The sequence below is a fragment of the Pseudomonas sp. WPR_5_2 genome (assembly GCF_003634475.1).
Classification (GTDB): Bacteria; Pseudomonadota; Gammaproteobacteria; order Pseudomonadales; family Pseudomonadaceae; genus Aquipseudomonas; species Aquipseudomonas izuensis.
Genome location: NZ_RBLA01000005.1, coordinates 45,666 through 62,929 on the forward strand (window position 1 = coordinate 45,666; position 17,264 = coordinate 62,929).

A 17,264-nucleotide genomic window follows, 5' to 3' on the forward strand; every position below is an offset into this window, starting at 1 on the left:
GCAACGGTTATCCTGTCGAGCTAACGGAGGTTTTTTATGCAGATTTATAAAGTCGGCGGCGCGGTACGCGATCGCCTGCTGGGCATACCTGTCACGGACATCGACCGGGTCGTGGTCGGCGCCACTACCGAAGAGATGCTTGCCCAGGGCTTTCGCCCGGTAGGCGCGGATTTCCCGGTGTTCCTTCACCCCAAAACCGGTGAGGAGTACGCCCTCGCCAGGACCGAACGCAAAAGCGGACGCGGTTATGGCGGCTTCACTTTTCACGCCAGCCCTGATGTGACACTCGAAGAAGACCTGATTCGTCGTGACCTGACAATCAACGCCATGGCCGAGGACGATCAACAGAACCTGACCGACCCCTACCACGGCCAACGTGACCTTGAAGCGCGCATTCTTCGTCACGTTTCCCCCGCGTTTGCTGAAGATCCCCTCAGAGTTCTGCGTGTTGCCCGCTTTGCGGCGCGTTATGCCGAATTGGGTTTCACCGTTGCCCTGGAAACGCTGGCGCTGATGCGTCAACTCAGCGAGTCCGGCGAGCTTCAAGCACTGACGGCGGAACGGAGCTGGAAAGAGATTTCTCGTGCGCTGATGGAAAACCAGCCACAGGTGTTCATTGAAGTGCTGCGCGCGTGTGGCGCACTCAAGGAATTGATGCCTGAAATCGATGCACTGTTCGGGGTGCCACAACCAGAGGCTCATCACCCGGAAATCGACACCGGCGCGCACACCCTGAGCGTACTTGCACAAGCGGCTCGACATAAACAACCGCTGACGGTGCGCTGGGCCTGCCTGCTGCATGACCTGGGCAAAGGGCTGACGCCACAGGAAGAATGGCCACGGCACATTGCCCACGAGTTCAAGGGACTCAAACTAATCAAGGCGGTCAACGAACGCTTCAAGGCGCCCAGAGATTGTCAGGAATTGGCGCTGCTGGTGGGCGAGTATCACACCCACGGCCATCGTGCCCTGGAATTGAAGCCCTCGACTTTGCTGGAATTGCTGCAAAGTTTCGACATTTACCGACGACCGCAACGGTTCGAGGAATTCATCGCGGCGTGCGAGATGGACGCTCGTGGACGCGAAGGCCTGGAGCAGCGAAGTTATCCACAAGCGGATTATTTGCGCGGGGCGGCCAATGCGGCGCGTGGGGTGGCGGTTCAGCCGTTGCTGGAGAAAGGATTCAAGGGGCCAGAACTGGGCGAGGCAATCAAGCGTGAACGACTCAAGGCGTTAAAGGCTTACAAAGAAGCGGCGTCGGCCTGAAAAGCTTCGCGGGCAAGCCTCGCTCCTACAAGCTCCCGCGCTCACCCATTGCGCGTGCGACACAAACCTGTAGGAGCGAGGCTTGCCCGCGAAGACGTCAGTCAGGTCACAGCAAATTCGCAGGCGTTAACTGCTCCCCGCGCCATTCAAACGCCACCGGCGCCAGTACCTGATCGATCTGTGCCTCACCCCAAAGCGTCGCAAAGCTTTTTCCTACACCCAAATGCACTCGATCTGGCGCAATCAACGACAGCGGCCACAACACAAAGGCATTTTTCAGAATTTCTGCCCGCGGCAGAATCAAGCCATCGAAGTTACCCACCAGATCGCCGAACAACAGCACATCGATATCCAGCGGCAAACCCTTGCGATCCGGCGCATAGCGCCCATTGTCGGCTTCGATGAATTTCAGCCGGCGATCGAGCTCCATCAGCGGCAGATCGGTGTAGGCCGACACCACGAAATTGAAGAATGGCCCGCTCTTGATCCCTACCGGCTGGCTTTCGAAGACCGGCGAACAATGGATGTCCACCAGAAAACCTGCCAAGGCATCCAGTCCGGCCCGCAAATGGGATTCGCGCTCGATATTGCTACCGAGCCCAAGATACACCTGAGTCAGCGACATCCGCGCTCGATCTCCACGCCCACGCCACCGGTAGCGGCAGGAACCGCGCCTGGCTTGGTCAGCTTGAGGCGCATCCAGGTGATCTTGAATTCGCTCATCAGCACTTCAACCAGGCGCTCGGCAAAGGTCTCGACCAGCTGGAACTGCGCCTGCTCGGCAAAGGCCTGGATCCGCGACGAAACACTGGCGTAATCGAGCGCCAGGGTCAGGTCGTCGCCGGCGGCAGCCGGACGATTATCCCAGGCGAAACTCAGATCAAGACGCAAGCACTGTCGGATGCCTCGCTCCCAGTCGTAGGCACCGATCACGGTGTCGACTTCCAGGCCCTCGATAAACACTCTGTCCAAGCACTTTTCTCCGCTACACGACAAGGGCGCATTGCGCCGTTAGAATCAGGGCGTCCTCGCCCGGAATAGTTAGCATGTTTTGGTTATTGGCGATCCTCGCCTACCTGCTCGGCTCTCTGTCCTTTGCCATTTTGCTCAGCCGCCTGACCGGTAACCCCGATCCACGCTCGAGTGGCTCGGGCAATGCCGGTGCCACCAACATGTTGCGCCTGGCCGGTAAAAAACTCGCCATCCTGACGTTGCTCGGCGATCTCTGCAAAGGACTGCTGCCTGTGCTGATCGCCGGTGTTGCAGGCCTTTCATTGCAGGATCAGGCCTGGATCGGCGTCTGCGCCGTCATCGGACACCTGTTCCCGCTGTATTTCCGCTTTCGCGGGGGCAAGGGTGTCGCCACCGCTGCCGGGATGTTGCTGGGCTTGTATCCACCCGCGGCGCTGATGGCGGTCTGCGCCTGGCTGCTGACGTTCTACCTGACCCGCACCAGCTCGCTGGCCGCCCTGATTGCCACGCCTTTGACCCTGCCACTGCTGGCCTGGCAAGAACCGGCGGCATTGCTGCCCATGAGCACGCTCACGGGACTGATCGTCTGGCGTCATCGCGGCAATCTACGCGACCTGTTTGCCGGGCGCGAACGGCATTTTTAGGCGCCGGCCATGAAAGCAGCTCATCGCAAGGCCGACAACTGCTCCATCGGCCAGCGCGCCTGCACGCTGATCGCCAGGCTTTCCTGCTGGCCGGCCTGCAAACGCTGGCAGCCGGCGAACGCGATCATTGCGCCGTTATCGGTACAGAACTGCGGGCGGGCATAAAAAACATCGCCCCTCATGTCGCCGAGCATCTTCTCCAAAGAAGCACGCAACGCCTTGTTGGCGCTCACGCCTCCTGCGATCACCAGTCGCTTCATGCCAGCCGCCTTCAGGGCACGCTTGCACTTGATGGTCAAAGTCTCTACCACGGCCTGCTGGAACGCCAGCGAGATGTCGCAACGGGCTTGCTCACCGTCGTCCCCGGCGCTCACGCACTGCTGCCAGGTGTTCAACGCGAAGGTTTTCAAGCCGCTGAAGCTGAAATCCAGGCCAGGGCGATCGCACATCGGGCGCGGAAACACAAAACGTCCTGCAACGCCTTGCTCCGCCAGACGCGCGATTTCCGGGCCACCCGGATAATTGAGGCCCATCATCTTCGCAGTCTTGTCGAAAGCTTCGCCCGCGGCGTCGTCCAGAGTCTCGCCCAGCAGCGTGTATTGACCGATTCCGTCGACCTGAACCAGCTGCGTATGACCGCCGGAAACCAACAAAGCGACGAACGGAAATTCCGGTGGCTGCGACTCCAGCATAGGCGCCAGCAAATGGCCTTCCATGTGGTGCACGCCCAGTGCCGGAATGCCCCAGGCAAAGGCCAGCGCCTGAGCGCAGGAAGCCCCCACCAACAACGCGCCCACGAGGCCAGGACCGGCAGTGTAGGCAATGGCGTCGATCTCGGTCGGCACACAGCCGGCTTCGGCCAACACCTGACGAATCAAGGGCAGCATGCGCTTTACGTGATCGCGCGAAGCCAGTTCCGGCACCACGCCTCCGTAAGCACGGTGCAGGTCGATTTGACTGAACAGTGCGTCGGCCAGCAGGCCACGTTCACTGTCGTAAAGTGCGACACCGGTTTCGTCGCAGGAGGTTTCTAATCCCAGTACTAGCATGGGTTTGCGCCTTGTTTAGGCTGAATTCGAAGGCGCGCATAATAGTCGTCGCGTGATGCCCCGACCAGCGGTTTTCGATCAGAGGCTTTGCATTCCGAGCGATGAGGGGTTAACATCCGCAACCCTTAAAAACCGACGTCTTCAAGTGCTCTTTTGCCGCGAGGATGTTGACCCCGGTAATGAATGAAGGTAGCTCTGGATGCCAGCCGTCAAAGTAAAAGAGAACGAACCCTTCGACGTAGCTCTGCGTCGTTTCAAGCGCTCCTGCGAAAAAGCCGGTGTACTGGCTGAAGTTCGTAGCCGCGAATTTTACGAGAAGCCAACTTCTGAGCGTAAGCGCAAAGCAGCAGCCGCTGTTAAGCGTCACGCCAAGAAAGTTCAGCGCGAACAGCGCCGCGCCGTTCGTCTGTACTAATACACAGACGATCGTAGCAAGCTTCTGCCAAGCCCGGCCCTCAGCCGGGCTTATGGCATTTGCGTAAAACGCTTGATGCTTCACCGTCGAAGCCGCAGATGCGACCGAGACAAATCTGCTTCACCGCGTCAGACCTGGCTTTTTGCCAGCGGTGCACGTCTTTTCTGACGAGCCTTTCAAGGCTACTGACGAGCACACCCACTGATTCCTCTCACGACGATCAGCCCAGGCATCTATTGCGTGCCAAACTATGAGCTATCCGAGACCATTGACTGGTCGCAGCCGGATTCAGCGCAACACTTTCAAATAGTCGAATACTGACAAGCATTAACGTCGGTGAATTTTCGGCAGATACACTTCCCGACAGCGAATATGCAGACGACACCGGTCGAGCCGCGCACCTTGCGTGCTTCACCCAACGACCCGCGCTCGCCGCCATTCGTTTCGGACCCCATTCAGCGCAGATGACGAGAACGCCATGGCCGGGCTAATTCCCCAGAGCTTCATTGACGACCTTCTGAACCGCACCGACATCGTCGATGTGGTCAGCTCGCGCCTGCAACTGAAAAAAGCCGGCAAGAACCACACCGCCTGCTGCCCGTTTCACAAAGAGAAAACTCCGTCATTCAGCGTCAGCCCCGACAAACAGTTCTATTACTGTTTCGGCTGCGGCGCTGGCGGCAATGCCCTCGGCTTCATCATGGACCACGACAACCTGGACTTCCCCCAGGCTGTGGAGGAACTGGCCAAAGCCGCCGGCATGGAAATCCCCCGCGAAGAAAGTGGCCGTCCGCACAAACCGCGCCAACCGACCGATTCTCCGCTGTACCCTCTGTTGACCGCTGCCGCCGATTTTTATCGCCAGGCACTCAAAAGCCATCCCCAGCGCAAGGCTGCCGTCGATTACCTCAAGGGCCGCGGCCTCACCGGCGAAATCGCCCGCGACTTTGGCCTCGGCTTCGCCCCGCCAGGCTGGGACAATCTGTACAAGCACTTGAGCAGCGACACCCTTCAACAGAAAGCCATGATTGACGCCGGTCTGTTGGTGGAGAATGCCGAGACAGGCAAGCGCTACGACCGCTTTCGCGACCGCGTGATGTTCCCGATCCGCGACAGTCGCGGCCGGATCATCGCCTTCGGTGGCCGGGTATTGGGGGACGATAAGCCCAAATACCTGAACTCCCCGGAAACCCCGGTGTTTCACAAGGGTCAAGAACTCTACGGACTGTTCGAAGCCCGTAAAAACAACCGCAACCTCGATGAAATCATTGTGGTTGAGGGCTATATGGATGTGATCGCCCTCGCCCAACAGGGCCTGCGCAACGCCGTGGCAACCCTCGGCACAGCCACCAGCGAAGAACACTTGAAGCGCCTGTTCCGTGTGGTGCCCAGCGTTTTGTTCTGCTTCGATGGCGACCAGGCCGGCCGAAACGCCGCGTGGCGCGCCCTCGAAGCAACGCTATCAAGCCTGCAGGACGGCCGTCGCGCACGGTTTCTGTTTCTGCCCGAAGGCGAAGACCCGGACACCTTGATCCGCTCCGAAGGCACCGATGCCTTTCGCGCGCGCATCAACCAGCACGCCCAGCCATTGGCGGACTATTTCTTCCAGCAATTGACCGAAGAAGCCGATCCCCGCTCCCTCGAAGGCAAGGCCCATATGGCCACCCTGGCGGCACCGCTGATCGACAAGGTTCCGGGCGCCAACCTGCGCACCCTGATGCGCCAGCGCTTGCTGGAAATCACAGGCTTGAGCGGTGAAGCGGTCAGCCAGCTGGTGCACAGCGCACCTCAGGACATGCCGCCGGCCTATGACCCGGGCATGGACTACGACGCCATGCCGGACTACGCCGACTTTCACCAACCCCAGGAAGCCTACGCGCCCCAGCAGGAGTGGACGCCGAAAAAACCGGGGGCCGGCGGCAAGAAATGGGACAAGAAACCCTGGAGCAAAAACGGCAAGCGCGGCGATCGTGATGAATCCTATGCCCCGCGCACGCCAGTGGCGGTAGAAGCGCCGACGCTGATCGCGTTGCGCACGCTAATCCACCATCCACAATTGGCCGGCAAGGTTGAGAGTGCCGATCATTTTGCCAACGAGAGCAATACGTACGCTCAGGTACTAATCGCCTTGATCGAGGCTGTGCAGAAAAATCCTAAGCTAAACTCTATTCAGTTGATGGCCCGTTGGCACGGCACAGAGCAAGGGCGCCTCTTGAAAGCACTCGCCGAAAAGGAGTGGCTAATTGACGGCGACAACCTTGAACAACAGTTTTTAGACACCATTACTAGATTATCCGCGGGTCAGCATACGCAGACCCTCGACGAACTCATCAAGAAAGCCAGGCAGCCGGGTTTATCGGCTGAAGAGCAAATTCAGATAGCAAAACAGATGCGCGACCTCTTAAAACAGAATGTTTCCGCATCAAACCCGACCTCAACTGGCGCGTGAGGTCATAGCTCAGGTATAATCCTCGGCTTGTTTTTTGCCCGCCAAGACCTTCAGTGGATAGGGTGTTATGTCCGGAAAAGCGCAACAGCAGTCTCGTATTATTGAGTTGATCAAACTGGGTCGTGAGCAGAAATATCTGACTTACGCCGAGGTCAACGACCACCTGCCCGAGGATATTTCAGATCCGGAGCAGGTGGAAGACATCATCCGCATGATTAACGACATGGGGATCCCCGTACACGAGAGTGCTCCGGATGCGGACGCCCTTATGTTGGCCGACGCCGATACCGACGAGGCCGCTGCGGAAGAAGCAGCCGCCGCGTTGGCAGCGGTGGAGACCGATATCGGTCGCACCACTGACCCGGTGCGCATGTACATGCGCGAAATGGGTACGGTCGAGCTTCTGACTCGTGAAGGCGAAATCGAAATCGCCAAGCGTATCGAGGAAGGCATCCGTGAAGTGATGAGCGCCATTGCGCACTTTCCTGGCACGGTCGAGCATATTCTCTCCGAGTACACTCGCGTCACCACCGAAGGTGGCCGCCTGTCCGACGTCCTGAGCGGTTATATCGACCCGGACGACGGTATTGCGCCACCTGCTGCAGAAGTGCCACCGCCGATCGATGCGAAGGCCGCGAAAGCGGACGACGACTCGGACGACGAAGACGCCGAAGCCTCGGATGACGAAGAAGAAGCCGAAAGCGGTCCGGATCCGATCATCGCTGCGCAGCGTTTTGGCGCTGTGGCCGATCAGATGGAAATCACCCGCAAGGCCCTGAAAAAGCACGGTCGCCACAACAAGGCGGCGCTTGCCGAACTGTTGGCCCTGGCCGAGCTGTTCATGCCGATCAAACTGGTGCCGAAGCAATTCGAAGGCCTGGTCGAGCGTGTTCGCAGTGCCCTGGATCGCCTGCGTCAGCAAGAGCGCGCAATCATGCAGCTCTGCGTTCGTGATGCACGCATGCCGCGTGCCGATTTCCTGCGCCAGTTCCCGGGCAATGAAATCGACGAAAGCTGGACCGATGCTCTGGCCAAAGGCAAAGCCAAATACGCGGAAGCCATTGGTCGCCTGCAACCGGACATCATTCGTTGCCAGCAAAAGCTGACCGCGCTGGAAACCGAAACCGGTTTGACCATCGCCGAGATCAAGGACATCAACCGTCGCATGTCGATCGGTGAGGCCAAGGCCCGCCGCGCGAAGAAAGAGATGGTTGAAGCGAACTTGCGTCTGGTGATCTCCATCGCCAAGAAGTACACCAACCGTGGCCTGCAATTCCTCGATCTGATCCAGGAAGGCAACATCGGTTTGATGAAAGCGGTAGACAAGTTCGAATACCGCCGCGGCTACAAGTTCTCGACTTATGCCACCTGGTGGATCCGTCAGGCGATCACTCGCTCGATCGCCGACCAGGCCCGCACCATCCGTATTCCGGTGCACATGATCGAGACGATCAACAAGCTCAACCGTATTTCCCGGCAGATGTTGCAGGAAATGGGTCGCGAACCGACGCCGGAAGAGCTGGGCGAACGCATGGAAATGCCTGAGGACAAGATCCGCAAGGTATTGAAGATCGCAAAAGAGCCGATCTCCATGGAAACCCCGATCGGTGATGACGAAGACTCCCATCTGGGCGACTTCATCGAAGACTCGACCATGCAGTCGCCAATCGATGTCGCTACCGTAGAGAGCCTTAAGGAAGCGACTCGCGAAGTACTGTCCGGCCTCACTGCCCGTGAAGCCAAGGTGCTGCGCATGCGCTTCGGTATCGACATGAATACCGACCACACGCTTGAAGAGGTTGGTAAGCAGTTCGACGTGACCCGTGAACGGATTCGTCAGATCGAAGCCAAGGCGTTGCGCAAGCTGCGCCACCCGACGAGAAGCGAGCATTTGCGCTCCTTCCTCGACGAGTGATCACAAAACCCCCGGCCCAGGCCGGGGGTTTTGCTTTATGGCGATAAAATCCCCCTGCTACGCCCCTCCCGCCGATTTGCCCGTCTACACTCGAAACATTCCCCCGAGCCATAACGAGACCGTTATGCCCAGACTGCCGACCGTGCTTTTTTTGCTGTCGCTAATGACCTGGACCGCAACGGCTGGCGCGCTGACTCTAACCGACGAAGAACGTAGCTGGCTTGCGGCCCACCCGGACTTGCGACTGGGTGTCGATGCCTCCTGGCCACCCTTTGAATTTCGCGACGATCAGGGGCGTTACCAGGGTCTTGCGGCAGACTATATCAACCTGATCCGTCAGCGATTGGCCGTCAAACTCACGCCTATCGAGCCAGTCAGCTGGACGGTTGTGCTGGAGCAGGCCAGGCAAGGCAAGCTCGACCTCTTGCCGGGTATCATGTCGACCCCGGAACGCCAGGCTTATCTGTCGTTCACCCGTCCTTATCTGGATTTCCCGATTGTCATCCTGGCCCATGTCGGGGGCCCCCAACCGCGCAAGATCGAGGACCTGTACGGGCTGAAAATCGCCGTGGTGGAAAACTACGCGCCCCATGAGTTGCTACGCACCCACAACCCCGACCTGAATCTGGTGGCCATGCCCAACGTCAGTTCGGCTTTGCAGGCGTTGGCCACCGATGAAGTGGATGCGGTCGTAGGCGATCTCGCTTCCAGCGTCTGGAGCCTGCGCCAGCTCAGGCTGGACGGTTTGTATGTCAGCGGCGAAACCCCCTATCGCTATCAACTGGCCATGGGCGTCCCCCCGAACAACAAGATGCTGGTCAGCATCCTGGATAAAGTCCTGGCGGACATGACCCCGGCAGAAATCAGCGCCATCCAGGAGCATTGGGTCGGCAACGTCCTCGATCACCGGACTTTCTGGTCAGATCTGCTGGTTTACGGTTTGCCCGGGCTGCTACTGCTGGTCACCGTGCTGGCGACGGTCATCCGCATAAACCGCCGCCTGAGTTCGGAAATTGCCCGCCGGATCGATCTGGAGCAGGAACTGCGCAGCAGCGAATATCACTACCGCGGGCTGGTGGAGAGCCTCTCGGCCATCGCCTGGGAAGCGCGGATGAGCGACTTCACCTACAGCTATGTATCGCCCCACGCCGAGGATCTGCTGGGTTATCCCCTGTCCCACTGGCTGATTCCGGGTTTCTGGCGCAACATCATTCACCCCGCCGACCTCACCCGCGCGCAGAATTTCTGCGATCACGAAGTGCTGGCCGGACGTGATCACAGCCTGGATTATCGGGTTATCACCGCTGACGGGCGCTGCCTGTGGGTCCGCGATATCGTCAGCCTGATCGAACACGGCCATGAACCGGTGATGCGCGGGCTGATGATCGACATCAGCGAGACCAAGCGCACCGAAGAAGCGCTGCGTCTGTCGGAACAGAAGTTTGCTTCGGTGTTCCAGCAATGCCCGGACATTCTGGTCATCGCGCGGCTCTCCGACGGCTGCCTGCTGGAGGTCAACGAAGCGTTCGAAGAACAGATCGGCCTCAGGGCCGAAGACGTCATCGGCCAGACCGCCACCGACCTCAATATCTGGGGGGTTCCCGGTGTGGGGCCGGGATTATTGCAGCGCCTGCAGGCCGGCAGCATCCGCAACCTGGAGATGCCCTTTCGCCGCAGCAATGGCCAGGTGTTTACCGGCCTGATCTCCGCCGAACCCTTCGACCTCGACACAACCCCGGCACTGGTGGTGGTCGTGCGCGACATCACCCAGCTCAAGGAAACCCAGCAACAACTGCAAACTTCCGAAGAGAAATTTGCCAAGGCCTTCCATGCATCCCCGGACGGCTTGCTGCTGTCTCGGCAGAGTGATGGGTTGCTGCTGGAAGTCAACGAAGGCTTCAGCCGTATCACCGGGTTCAACAGCGCAATGTCGGTGGATCGCTCGGCCCTGGATCTGGGGATCTGGGTCAACCTCAACGAACGCAAACAGATGCTCGACCTGCTGCACCGCGATGGCTTCGTCCGTGATTTCAGTTGCCATATCCGCCGCAGCGACGGGCAGATCCGCCTCTGCGAAGTGTCCAGTCGGCCACTACCCATTGGCGACGAAGACTGCATGCTGACCATCGCCCGGGACATCACCGAGCGCCACCTGATGCAGGAAAAGCTGCAACAGGCCGCCACGGTGTTCGAGAGCACCGCCGAAGGCGTATTGATCACCGATACCCAGCAGCACATCAGCGCCGTCAACCGCGCCTTCACCGAGATCACCGGCTACAGCGAAAGCGAAGCACTGGGCCATACCCCGCGCCTGCTTGCCTCGGGCCTGCATGACAGCGCGTTCTATGCCGCCATGTGGCACCAGCTGACTGCCGAAGGGCACTGGCAAGGCGAAATCTCCAACCGGCGCAAGAACGGCGAGCTCTACCCGAGCTGGCTCACCATCAGCGCGGTGCGCAATCGGGACAAATTCATCACCCACTTCGTGGCGGTGTTCGCCGACATTTCCAGCCTCAAGCACGCCCAGGCCAAACTTGACTATCAGGCCCACCACGACCCGCTGACCGGCCTGCCCAACCGCACGCTGTTCGAAAGCCGTTTGTTGACCGCACTCAATACCCAGCGAGAAAACGGTGGTCAAGGTGCGGTGCTGTTCCTCGATCTGGACCGTTTCAAACACATCAACGATAGCCTCGGTCACCCGGTTGGCGATCTGTTGCTCAAGGGCATTGCCGTGCGCCTCAAGGAACAGTTGCGCGACATCGACACCGTGGCGCGCCTGGGCGGCGATGAGTTCATCATTCTGCTGCCTGGCTTGCAGCAACCCAGCGATGCCGACAACATCGCCACCAAACTGCTCAATTGCTTCACCGCACCGTTCCAGGCCGGTGAGCACGAGTTCTTCATCAGTTCCAGCATCGGCACCAGTCTTTATCCACAGGACGGTTGCGATGTCGCCACACTGATCAAGAACGCCGACGCGGCGATGTACCGCTCCAAAGCCAAGGGCCGTAACCGGGTCGAAAGTTATACCTGCGACCTCACAGCGCAAGCCAGCGAACGCGTAGCGCTGGAACACGAACTGAGACGCGCCATCGAGCGCAATGAGCTGCACCTCTACTATCAACCGAAGATCAGCCTCGACGACTATCGCCTGGTCGGGGCCGAAGCACTGATTCGCTGGCGCCACCCGACCTTTGGCGACGTGCCGCCGGAGCACTTCATTTCCCTGGCCGAAGAAAATGGCATGATCCTGCAAATCGGCGACTGGGTGCTCGAGACCGCCTGCCGGCAAATGCACGAGTGGAACAAAACCTACATGGACCTTGGCCCGCTGTCGGTCAATCTCGCAGGCGCTCAGTTACGCCAGCCGAACCTGCTCAGCCGCATCGAGCAATTGCTCAAGGACTACCGCCTCAAACCCGGGTTCCTGCAACTGGAAATCACCGAAAACTTCATCATGAGCCAGGCGGAAGAAGCGCTGGCCGTGCTGCATCAACTCAAACAGCTGGGCGTGCAACTGGCAATCGACGACTTCGGTACGGGCTACTCGTCCTTGAGCTACCTCAAACGCCTGCCACTGGACATCCTCAAGATCGACCAGTCATTCGTTCGCGGTTTGCCGGACGATCCCCACGATGTCGCCATCGTGCGCGCCATCATCGCACTCGGCCGCAGCATGCAATTCACCGTGATTGCCGAAGGCGTCGAAACCCAGGCGCAGCAGCAATTCCTGGCCTATGAGGGTTGTGAGCAGATCCAGGGCTACATCGTCAGCCTGCCCCTGCCCCCCGACGAATTCGCCGCGACGTTTCTTCGTACAGCCGTATTGGATTTTTCGGATAGCACAGCCGCGAAACCGTCGCTATAATCCGCGGCCTACTGAGGGCCTATAGCTCAGTTGGTTAGAGCAGAGGACTCATAATCCTTTGGTCCACGGTTCAAGTCCGTGTGGGCCCACCAAACAAGAAAGCCGCGCAATGCGCGGCTTTTTCGTGTCTGGCGTTTGGTTTTGTTTACTTCCTGCGTAGCAATATCGGATGACGCCGTAAGGCCTTGTAGGCAAACTCCGAATCTTGCTTTTGGGCACTTTGCCGCCTTGTTGCGCTTTTCTTCGACGGGATAGTCTCCGGACGTCGCTGAGCATTCAGCGAACGGGCTTGGAAACCCGCCGAACCGTAACGCAACAGCGCTCGATCATGAGAGCAGACGTATTTACGACTGCAACCTTGTGTCATGGCAGCTGTGCGTGGGACGCCTTAGGGCGTGCCGGTTCCTCGGTTCCCGGTTTTCCAACCTGCGTACAGCTGCCACCTATTCGCTTGGAAACGAACGTGACAGCTCCTCGAACCTTGGAGCGCCACCATGACTAAAATAGATACATCCGCAATTTCAGAACTCAAAACCGTCGGCTTCACCCCTTTCCTGTATCTCTCTGACCAGCCTTTGTTCCACGTCTGCCGCGACGTCCCCATCGCCGACGCCCTGGCCCAAGCCTCCGACTTTCTGTTCCTCGCCAAATCCCTGACCGTGGATGCCGCCTACGCCCAAGACTCCGACCGACACGCCTGCGCCGCGCACTATCTGACGACGATGAGCAAAGCGGTGATCGACGATGTGGTGAAGGTGCTGACGCGACGGCCAATCGGTTAATGCGTGTAGGAGCGAGCTTGCTCGCGAAAAACCTGAGAGCACCGTTGGGTATCTGGTTTTACGCGTTATCGTTCACGATTTTCGCGAGCGAGCTCGCTCCTACAGGTGTCAACCGATTCAGTACTTCCCCCGTCAACACTACCTCGTAGGTATCCGCCGACCTGCCCCACTGCTCCACAAGGACCATGCGTTCTACCAACGCCTGTCCGAGTTCAGTAATGGTCCCGGCCAATGCCTCGACGATTTCTTGAGTGCGCAACCATAGACGGTCATGGATCGACTTCAGTTCGGTGGTGACGCTGTCCGACGACGCAGGATCCGTATCGGGGAATGTGATGTTGCGCAGCAGCTGCCGCAGTTCCCTGATTTTTGCGTCATCCTTTTCCGCGCCAAACGCGCCATTGAGGATGGCGGCCGCGCTCGATGGATCGACGCGTTTTTCCCGTGCCTGGACGCAAGGTAATGTCTGCGCCATGGCGCCGGCATAGAGGACCATGATCCGGTCTTCCAGGTACGCCTTCATCGCTTGCAACGACGAAATCGATCGCGACAGGGTGATACAGGCGCCCCCCTTATGCCTCAGGTCCATGGCCACTGTCAGGGTCACGCCCCCCGTTTCAAACCCCAGCGCCCGAGCCACGACGTAATGCCCCATTTCATGATTAGCGATCTGCAAGGCATGGTCCCGCACAGCAGGAGGCATTTTCTTCACGTCCATCACGCTGGATCTCCCGTTCAACTACGAGTGACTGTAGCTTTACTGAAATTTCACACAGAAAAAAGCCGCGCAGTGGCGCGGCTTTTTCGTACCTGGGATCAGCCCTTACTTGGGCAACGCATAGGCAATCACGTAGTCCCCACGATCCGTCGACTGACGCGCACCGCCCACCGTCAGCAGGATGTACTGCTTGCCGGTTTTTGGTGAAACGTAAGTCATCGGCCCGGACTGGCTGCCCACCGGCAAGCGCGATTTCCATATCTCGTTACCGTTGCCGGTATCGAAGGCGCGCAGGTAGAAGTCCTGGGTGCCAGCGAAGAACAGCAGGCCCGACTGGGTGGCCAGGGACGCGCCGAGGGTCGGCATGCCGATCGGGATCGGCAAGTGCATGCGAATGCCCAGCGGGCCGGTGTCTTGCACGGTGCCCACCGGGACTTGCCACATCAACTTGTGGGTCTTGAGGTCGATGGCGGACATAGTGCCGAACGGCGGTTTCTGGCACGGAATGCCGACCGCCGAAAGGAAGCGCTCGCGCATCGCGCCGAAGGGGGTGCCTTCCTGCGGTACCACGCCCATTTCGATACCGCTGGCCCCGGCGCCGATTTTGTCGCGCGGGATCATGTAGTTGGCCAGGCCCAGGCGCATGTCGTTGACGAACATGTAATTCGTGTTCGGATCGACCGAGACGCTGCCCCAGTTCATGCCACCCAGCGAGCCCGGGAATTGCAGGGCGCGGTCCATGCCCGGCGGGGTGTAGACGCCTTCGTGGCGCATGCCTTTGAACTGGATGCGGCACATCAACTGGTCGAACGGCGTGGCGCCCCACATGTCGGCTTCGGTCAGGGTTTTATTGCCGATTGACGGCATGTCCACCGAGAACGGCTGGGTCGGCGAGTAGCGTTCGCCGGGCACATGGCCTTGCGGCACCGGGCGCTCCTCGACCCGCGCTATCGGCACGCCGGTTTCACGGTTGAGCAGGAAGATCTCGCCCTGCTTGGTGACTTGCGCCAGGGCTGGCTGAATACCGCCCTTGTCGTCAGGCACGTCGTACAACAGCGGTTGCGCCGGCAGGTCGAAGTCCCACAGGTCGTGGTGAGTGGTCTGGAAGTGCCAGCGCACTTGTCCGGTCTTCACGTCGATGGCGACGATGGACGAGTTCCACTTGTCATCGAACTCGGTGCGCTGTCCCCCGAAGAAGTCCGGGGTGGCGTTACCGGTCGGCAGGTAAACCAGGCCGAGTTTGGCGTCGTAGGACATGGCCGACCACACGTTCGGCGTGCCACGGGTATACGTCTGACCGGCCGGAGGGCGTTTGGTGGTGTTCGGATTGCCCGGATCCCACGCCCATACCAGTTCACCGCTGCGCACGTCGTAGGCACGCACCACGCCTGGCGGCTCGCCGGTGGAATAGTTATCGGCCACGCGACCGCCGACGATTACTACATCCCCAGCGACCAATGGCGTCGAGGTTTGCTGGTAGTAACCGGGCTTCACTTCGCCCATGTCGGTGGTCAGATCGACGGTACCCCGGTTGCCGAACTCTTCGCAGGGCTTGCCGGTTTCGGCATTGATGGCGATCAGGCGCGCATCGCCGGTCGGCAGGAAAAGACGTTTCGTACAGGCTGTAGTTTGGTTGTCCGAAGAGGCAGGGGTTTCGGAATAACCCAGGCCACGGCAACGCTGCCAGTTGGGCGCGGTGCCTTGCGGGTCGAACTTCCAGCGCTGGGCACCCGTGTCGGCATCCAGGGCGAAAACCTTGCCGTAGGCGGTGCAGGTATAGACCGTGTCACCGATTTGCAGCGGGGTGTTCTGGTCTTCGGCGCCGGCGCCGGTGCTTTGCGGGATGTCGCCGGTGCGGAAGGTCCAGGCCACCTGCAATTTGTCGATGTTGCCTTTGTTGATCTGGTCCAGCGCGGCAAAGCGATTACCGGCGGTGGTGTTGCCCCAGTGCGCCCAGTCTTTCTGTTCGGTGCCCGGTGCGACCGGCGTTACCGCGGGTTCGCTGCTGGCCTTGACCACGTGGGTCGGCACGAACATGTAGGCCATCGTTGCGACGACACAAGCGCCCAGGATGCCGGCCAGGCCATAAGCGCCACGCCCAGCGGTCGCGCCCGAAGCGCGCACCAGCGTTGGGTAGATCAACGCGATGACCAGGCCGATCACGGCGAAAGTCAGCACGCGCGAGACCAGCGGCCAATACTCGAAACCGGCATCCCACACCGCCCAGATCGCCGTCAGGATCAACGCCAGGCCATACAGCCACGCCCCCTTCGGCTTGCGGCGAGCGATCATTAACCCGGAAGCCATCATCGCCAGGCCCATCAGCAGGAAGTACCAACTGCCGCCCAGTGCGATCAAGTAACCACCGCCTCCTGCAAGGCCCAGACCGATCAGTGCGATCAGCACACCCAGCCCCGCCAGCACCCATTTGCTGCCGGCGGCAGCCCCAGAATTATTCATGTCGGTAATTATCCCCATTTGTGACAAGCGCGGAATAATGTACTACCTAGTTACTTATGGCAAATTGTCGCAGTCAGGAATGGCATGAACGGTCGTGAATTCAGATCAAGGATCCGTTGCGGGGGGATGTGCCTGTAACATGTTCATCCACCGATCTGTACCGCTGGAGATGCCCCCTTTGCCTGACACTCGCCCACCCGTTCTCGACGAAATCGACCGCCAGTTGATTGCCGCCCTGCAGATCAACGCCCGCGAAAGCGTGGCCATGCTTGCCCGGCAACTGGGTATCGCGCGCACCACCGTGACTTCGCGCCTGGCGCGGCTGGAAAAGGCCAAGGTGATTACCGGTTACGGCGTGCGTCTTGGCCAGCGGGTGGTGGATGGCGGGTTGCAGGCGTATGTGGGGATCACGGTCCAACCGCGTTCCGGCAAGGAGGTATTGCGCAGGTTGAGCGCCATGGCTCAAGTGCAGCAGTTATGTGCGGTCAGTGGCGAATTTGATTATGTGGCGTGGCTGCGCACGGACTCGCCGGAGCAACTGGATCAGTTGCTGGATCAGATCGGCAGTGTGGATGGGGTGGAGAAGACCACGACTTCGATCATCTTGAGTAGCAAGATTGATCGGGGGCAGCCGGTTTGAGTTTTCAGCCCTGAATGGGTGGTGTCTGGACTGGCGTTTTCGCGAGCAGGCTCGCTCCCACAAGGGCACTCATTGTCAATTCG

General features: G+C 59.5%; 13 protein-coding genes and 1 tRNA gene. 9 read left to right on the forward strand and 5 right to left on the reverse strand.

Annotated elements, in window-relative coordinates; genetic code table 11:
• Positions 1 to 36: 36 nt before the first annotated feature.
• On the forward strand, positions 37 to 1,266 hold the full coding sequence (locus tag BJ917_RS18610; protein ID WP_121104043.1) for a multifunctional CCA addition/repair protein: 1,230 nt from the start codon (positions 37 to 39) through the stop codon (positions 1,264 to 1,266).
• Between the two features lie 106 nt (positions 1,267 to 1,372).
• Here the strand turns inward: BJ917_RS18610 and folK are convergent, their stop codons facing one another.
• Together folK and folB are read right to left on the reverse strand one after the other, a co-directional pair.
• Positions 1,373 to 1,891 carry a 2-amino-4-hydroxy-6-hydroxymethyldihydropteridine diphosphokinase gene (gene folK / locus BJ917_RS18615; protein WP_121104044.1) on the reverse strand — a complete coding sequence of 173 codons (519 nt, stop codon included), beginning with the start codon at positions 1,889 to 1,891 and terminating at the stop codon, positions 1,373 to 1,375.
• Positions 1,882 to 2,238: a dihydroneopterin aldolase gene (folB, locus tag BJ917_RS18620; protein WP_008051601.1), complete on the reverse strand. Its 357-nt coding sequence runs from the start codon at positions 2,236 to 2,238 to the stop codon at positions 1,882 to 1,884. Before folB ends, folK begins: the two co-directional genes overlap by 10 nt.
• 74 nt (positions 2,239 to 2,312) lie before the next feature.
• Between folB and plsY the strand changes: the two genes are divergently transcribed.
• On the forward strand, positions 2,313 to 2,882 hold the full coding sequence (gene plsY / locus BJ917_RS18625; protein ID WP_096514670.1) for a glycerol-3-phosphate 1-O-acyltransferase PlsY: 570 nt from the start codon (positions 2,313 to 2,315) through the stop codon (positions 2,880 to 2,882).
• A gap of 20 nt (positions 2,883 to 2,902) precedes the next feature.
• Here the strand turns inward: plsY and tsaD are convergent, their stop codons facing one another.
• Positions 2,903 to 3,931, reverse strand: coding sequence for a tRNA (adenosine(37)-N6)-threonylcarbamoyltransferase complex transferase subunit TsaD (gene tsaD, locus BJ917_RS18630; protein ID WP_121104045.1), 1,029 nt, complete (start codon positions 3,929 to 3,931; stop codon positions 2,903 to 2,905).
• Positions 3,932 to 4,130: 199 nt separating this feature from the next.
• Here tsaD and rpsU point away from each other — a divergent pair, with 199 nt between their 5' ends.
• The 6 genes from rpsU (at position 4,131) to BJ917_RS18660 (ending at position 13,363) form a co-directional block, all read left to right on the forward strand.
• On the forward strand, positions 4,131 to 4,346 hold the full coding sequence (gene rpsU, locus BJ917_RS18635; RefSeq protein WP_002551877.1) for a 30S ribosomal protein S21: 216 nt from the start codon (positions 4,131 to 4,133) through the stop codon (positions 4,344 to 4,346).
• Between the two features lie 478 nt (positions 4,347 to 4,824).
• Positions 4,825 to 6,795: a DNA primase gene (gene dnaG / locus BJ917_RS18640; RefSeq protein ID WP_096514666.1), complete on the forward strand. Its 1,971-nt coding sequence runs from the start codon at positions 4,825 to 4,827 to the stop codon at positions 6,793 to 6,795.
• A 67-nt stretch (positions 6,796 to 6,862) separates the two neighbouring features.
• Complete coding sequence (gene rpoD / locus BJ917_RS18645; RefSeq protein ID WP_096514664.1) at positions 6,863 to 8,710, forward strand: RNA polymerase sigma factor RpoD; 1,848 nt, start codon at positions 6,863 to 6,865, stop codon at positions 8,708 to 8,710.
• Positions 8,711 to 8,834: 124 nt separating this feature from the next.
• The gene (locus tag BJ917_RS18650; RefSeq protein ID WP_121104046.1) at positions 8,835 to 12,581 is read left to right on the forward strand and encodes a bifunctional diguanylate cyclase/phosphodiesterase; all 3,747 of its coding nucleotides are present in this window, start codon (positions 8,835 to 8,837) and stop codon (positions 12,579 to 12,581) included.
• A 15-nt stretch (positions 12,582 to 12,596) separates the two neighbouring features.
• Positions 12,597 to 12,673, forward strand: a tRNA-Ile gene (locus tag BJ917_RS18655).
• Positions 12,674 to 13,075: 402 nt separating this feature from the next.
• A complete protein-coding gene (locus tag BJ917_RS18660; protein ID WP_121104047.1) occupies positions 13,076 to 13,363 on the forward strand; it encodes a DUF3077 domain-containing protein in 288 nt (95 codons plus the stop codon).
• A 58-nt stretch (positions 13,364 to 13,421) separates the two neighbouring features.
• Here the strand turns inward: BJ917_RS18660 and BJ917_RS18665 are convergent, their stop codons facing one another.
• Both BJ917_RS18665 and BJ917_RS18670 read right to left on the reverse strand, forming a co-directional pair.
• Positions 13,422 to 14,081, reverse strand: a complete 660-nt coding sequence (locus tag BJ917_RS18665; RefSeq protein WP_172901643.1) for a peptidase M41 — start codon at positions 14,079 to 14,081, stop codon at positions 13,422 to 13,424.
• Between the two features lie 105 nt (positions 14,082 to 14,186).
• Positions 14,187 to 16,541, reverse strand: coding sequence for a glucose/quinate/shikimate family membrane-bound PQQ-dependent dehydrogenase (locus tag BJ917_RS18670; protein WP_121104048.1), 2,355 nt, complete (start codon positions 16,539 to 16,541; stop codon positions 14,187 to 14,189).
• A gap of 178 nt (positions 16,542 to 16,719) precedes the next feature.
• On the opposite strand from BJ917_RS18670, the gene BJ917_RS18675 reads away from it, so the two are divergent.
• Entirely contained in the window at positions 16,720 to 17,181 is a 462-nt protein-coding gene (locus tag BJ917_RS18675) for an Lrp/AsnC family transcriptional regulator (protein WP_007980298.1), read from the forward strand.
• Positions 17,182 to 17,264: the final 83 nt, after the last annotated feature.

Excerpts from the sequence above, each read along its gene's own strand:
- BJ917_RS18610 (WP_121104043.1), top strand. The coding sequence starts at position 37 with ATGCAGATTTATAAAGTCGGCGGCGCGGTACGCGATCGCCTGCTGGGC.
- folK (WP_121104044.1), bottom strand. The coding sequence starts at position 1,891 with ATGTCGCTGACTCAGGTGTATCTTGGGCTCGGTAGCAATATCGAGCGC.
- plsY (WP_096514670.1), top strand. The coding sequence starts at position 2,313 with ATGTTTTGGTTATTGGCGATCCTCGCCTACCTGCTCGGCTCTCTGTCC.
- tsaD (WP_121104045.1), bottom strand. The coding sequence starts at position 3,931 with ATGCTAGTACTGGGATTAGAAACCTCCTGCGACGAAACCGGTGTCGCA.
- rpsU (WP_002551877.1), top strand. The coding sequence starts at position 4,131 with ATGCCAGCCGTCAAAGTAAAAGAGAACGAACCCTTCGACGTAGCTCTG.
- dnaG (WP_096514666.1), top strand. The coding sequence starts at position 4,825 with ATGGCCGGGCTAATTCCCCAGAGCTTCATTGACGACCTTCTGAACCGC.
- rpoD (WP_096514664.1), top strand. The coding sequence starts at position 6,863 with ATGTCCGGAAAAGCGCAACAGCAGTCTCGTATTATTGAGTTGATCAAA.
- BJ917_RS18650 (WP_121104046.1), top strand. The coding sequence starts at position 8,835 with ATGCCCAGACTGCCGACCGTGCTTTTTTTGCTGTCGCTAATGACCTGG.
- BJ917_RS18660 (WP_121104047.1), top strand. The coding sequence starts at position 13,076 with ATGACTAAAATAGATACATCCGCAATTTCAGAACTCAAAACCGTCGGC.
- BJ917_RS18665 (WP_172901643.1), bottom strand. The coding sequence starts at position 14,081 with ATGGACGTGAAGAAAATGCCTCCTGCTGTGCGGGACCATGCCTTGCAG.
- BJ917_RS18670 (WP_121104048.1), bottom strand. The coding sequence starts at position 16,541 with ATGAATAATTCTGGGGCTGCCGCCGGCAGCAAATGGGTGCTGGCGGGG.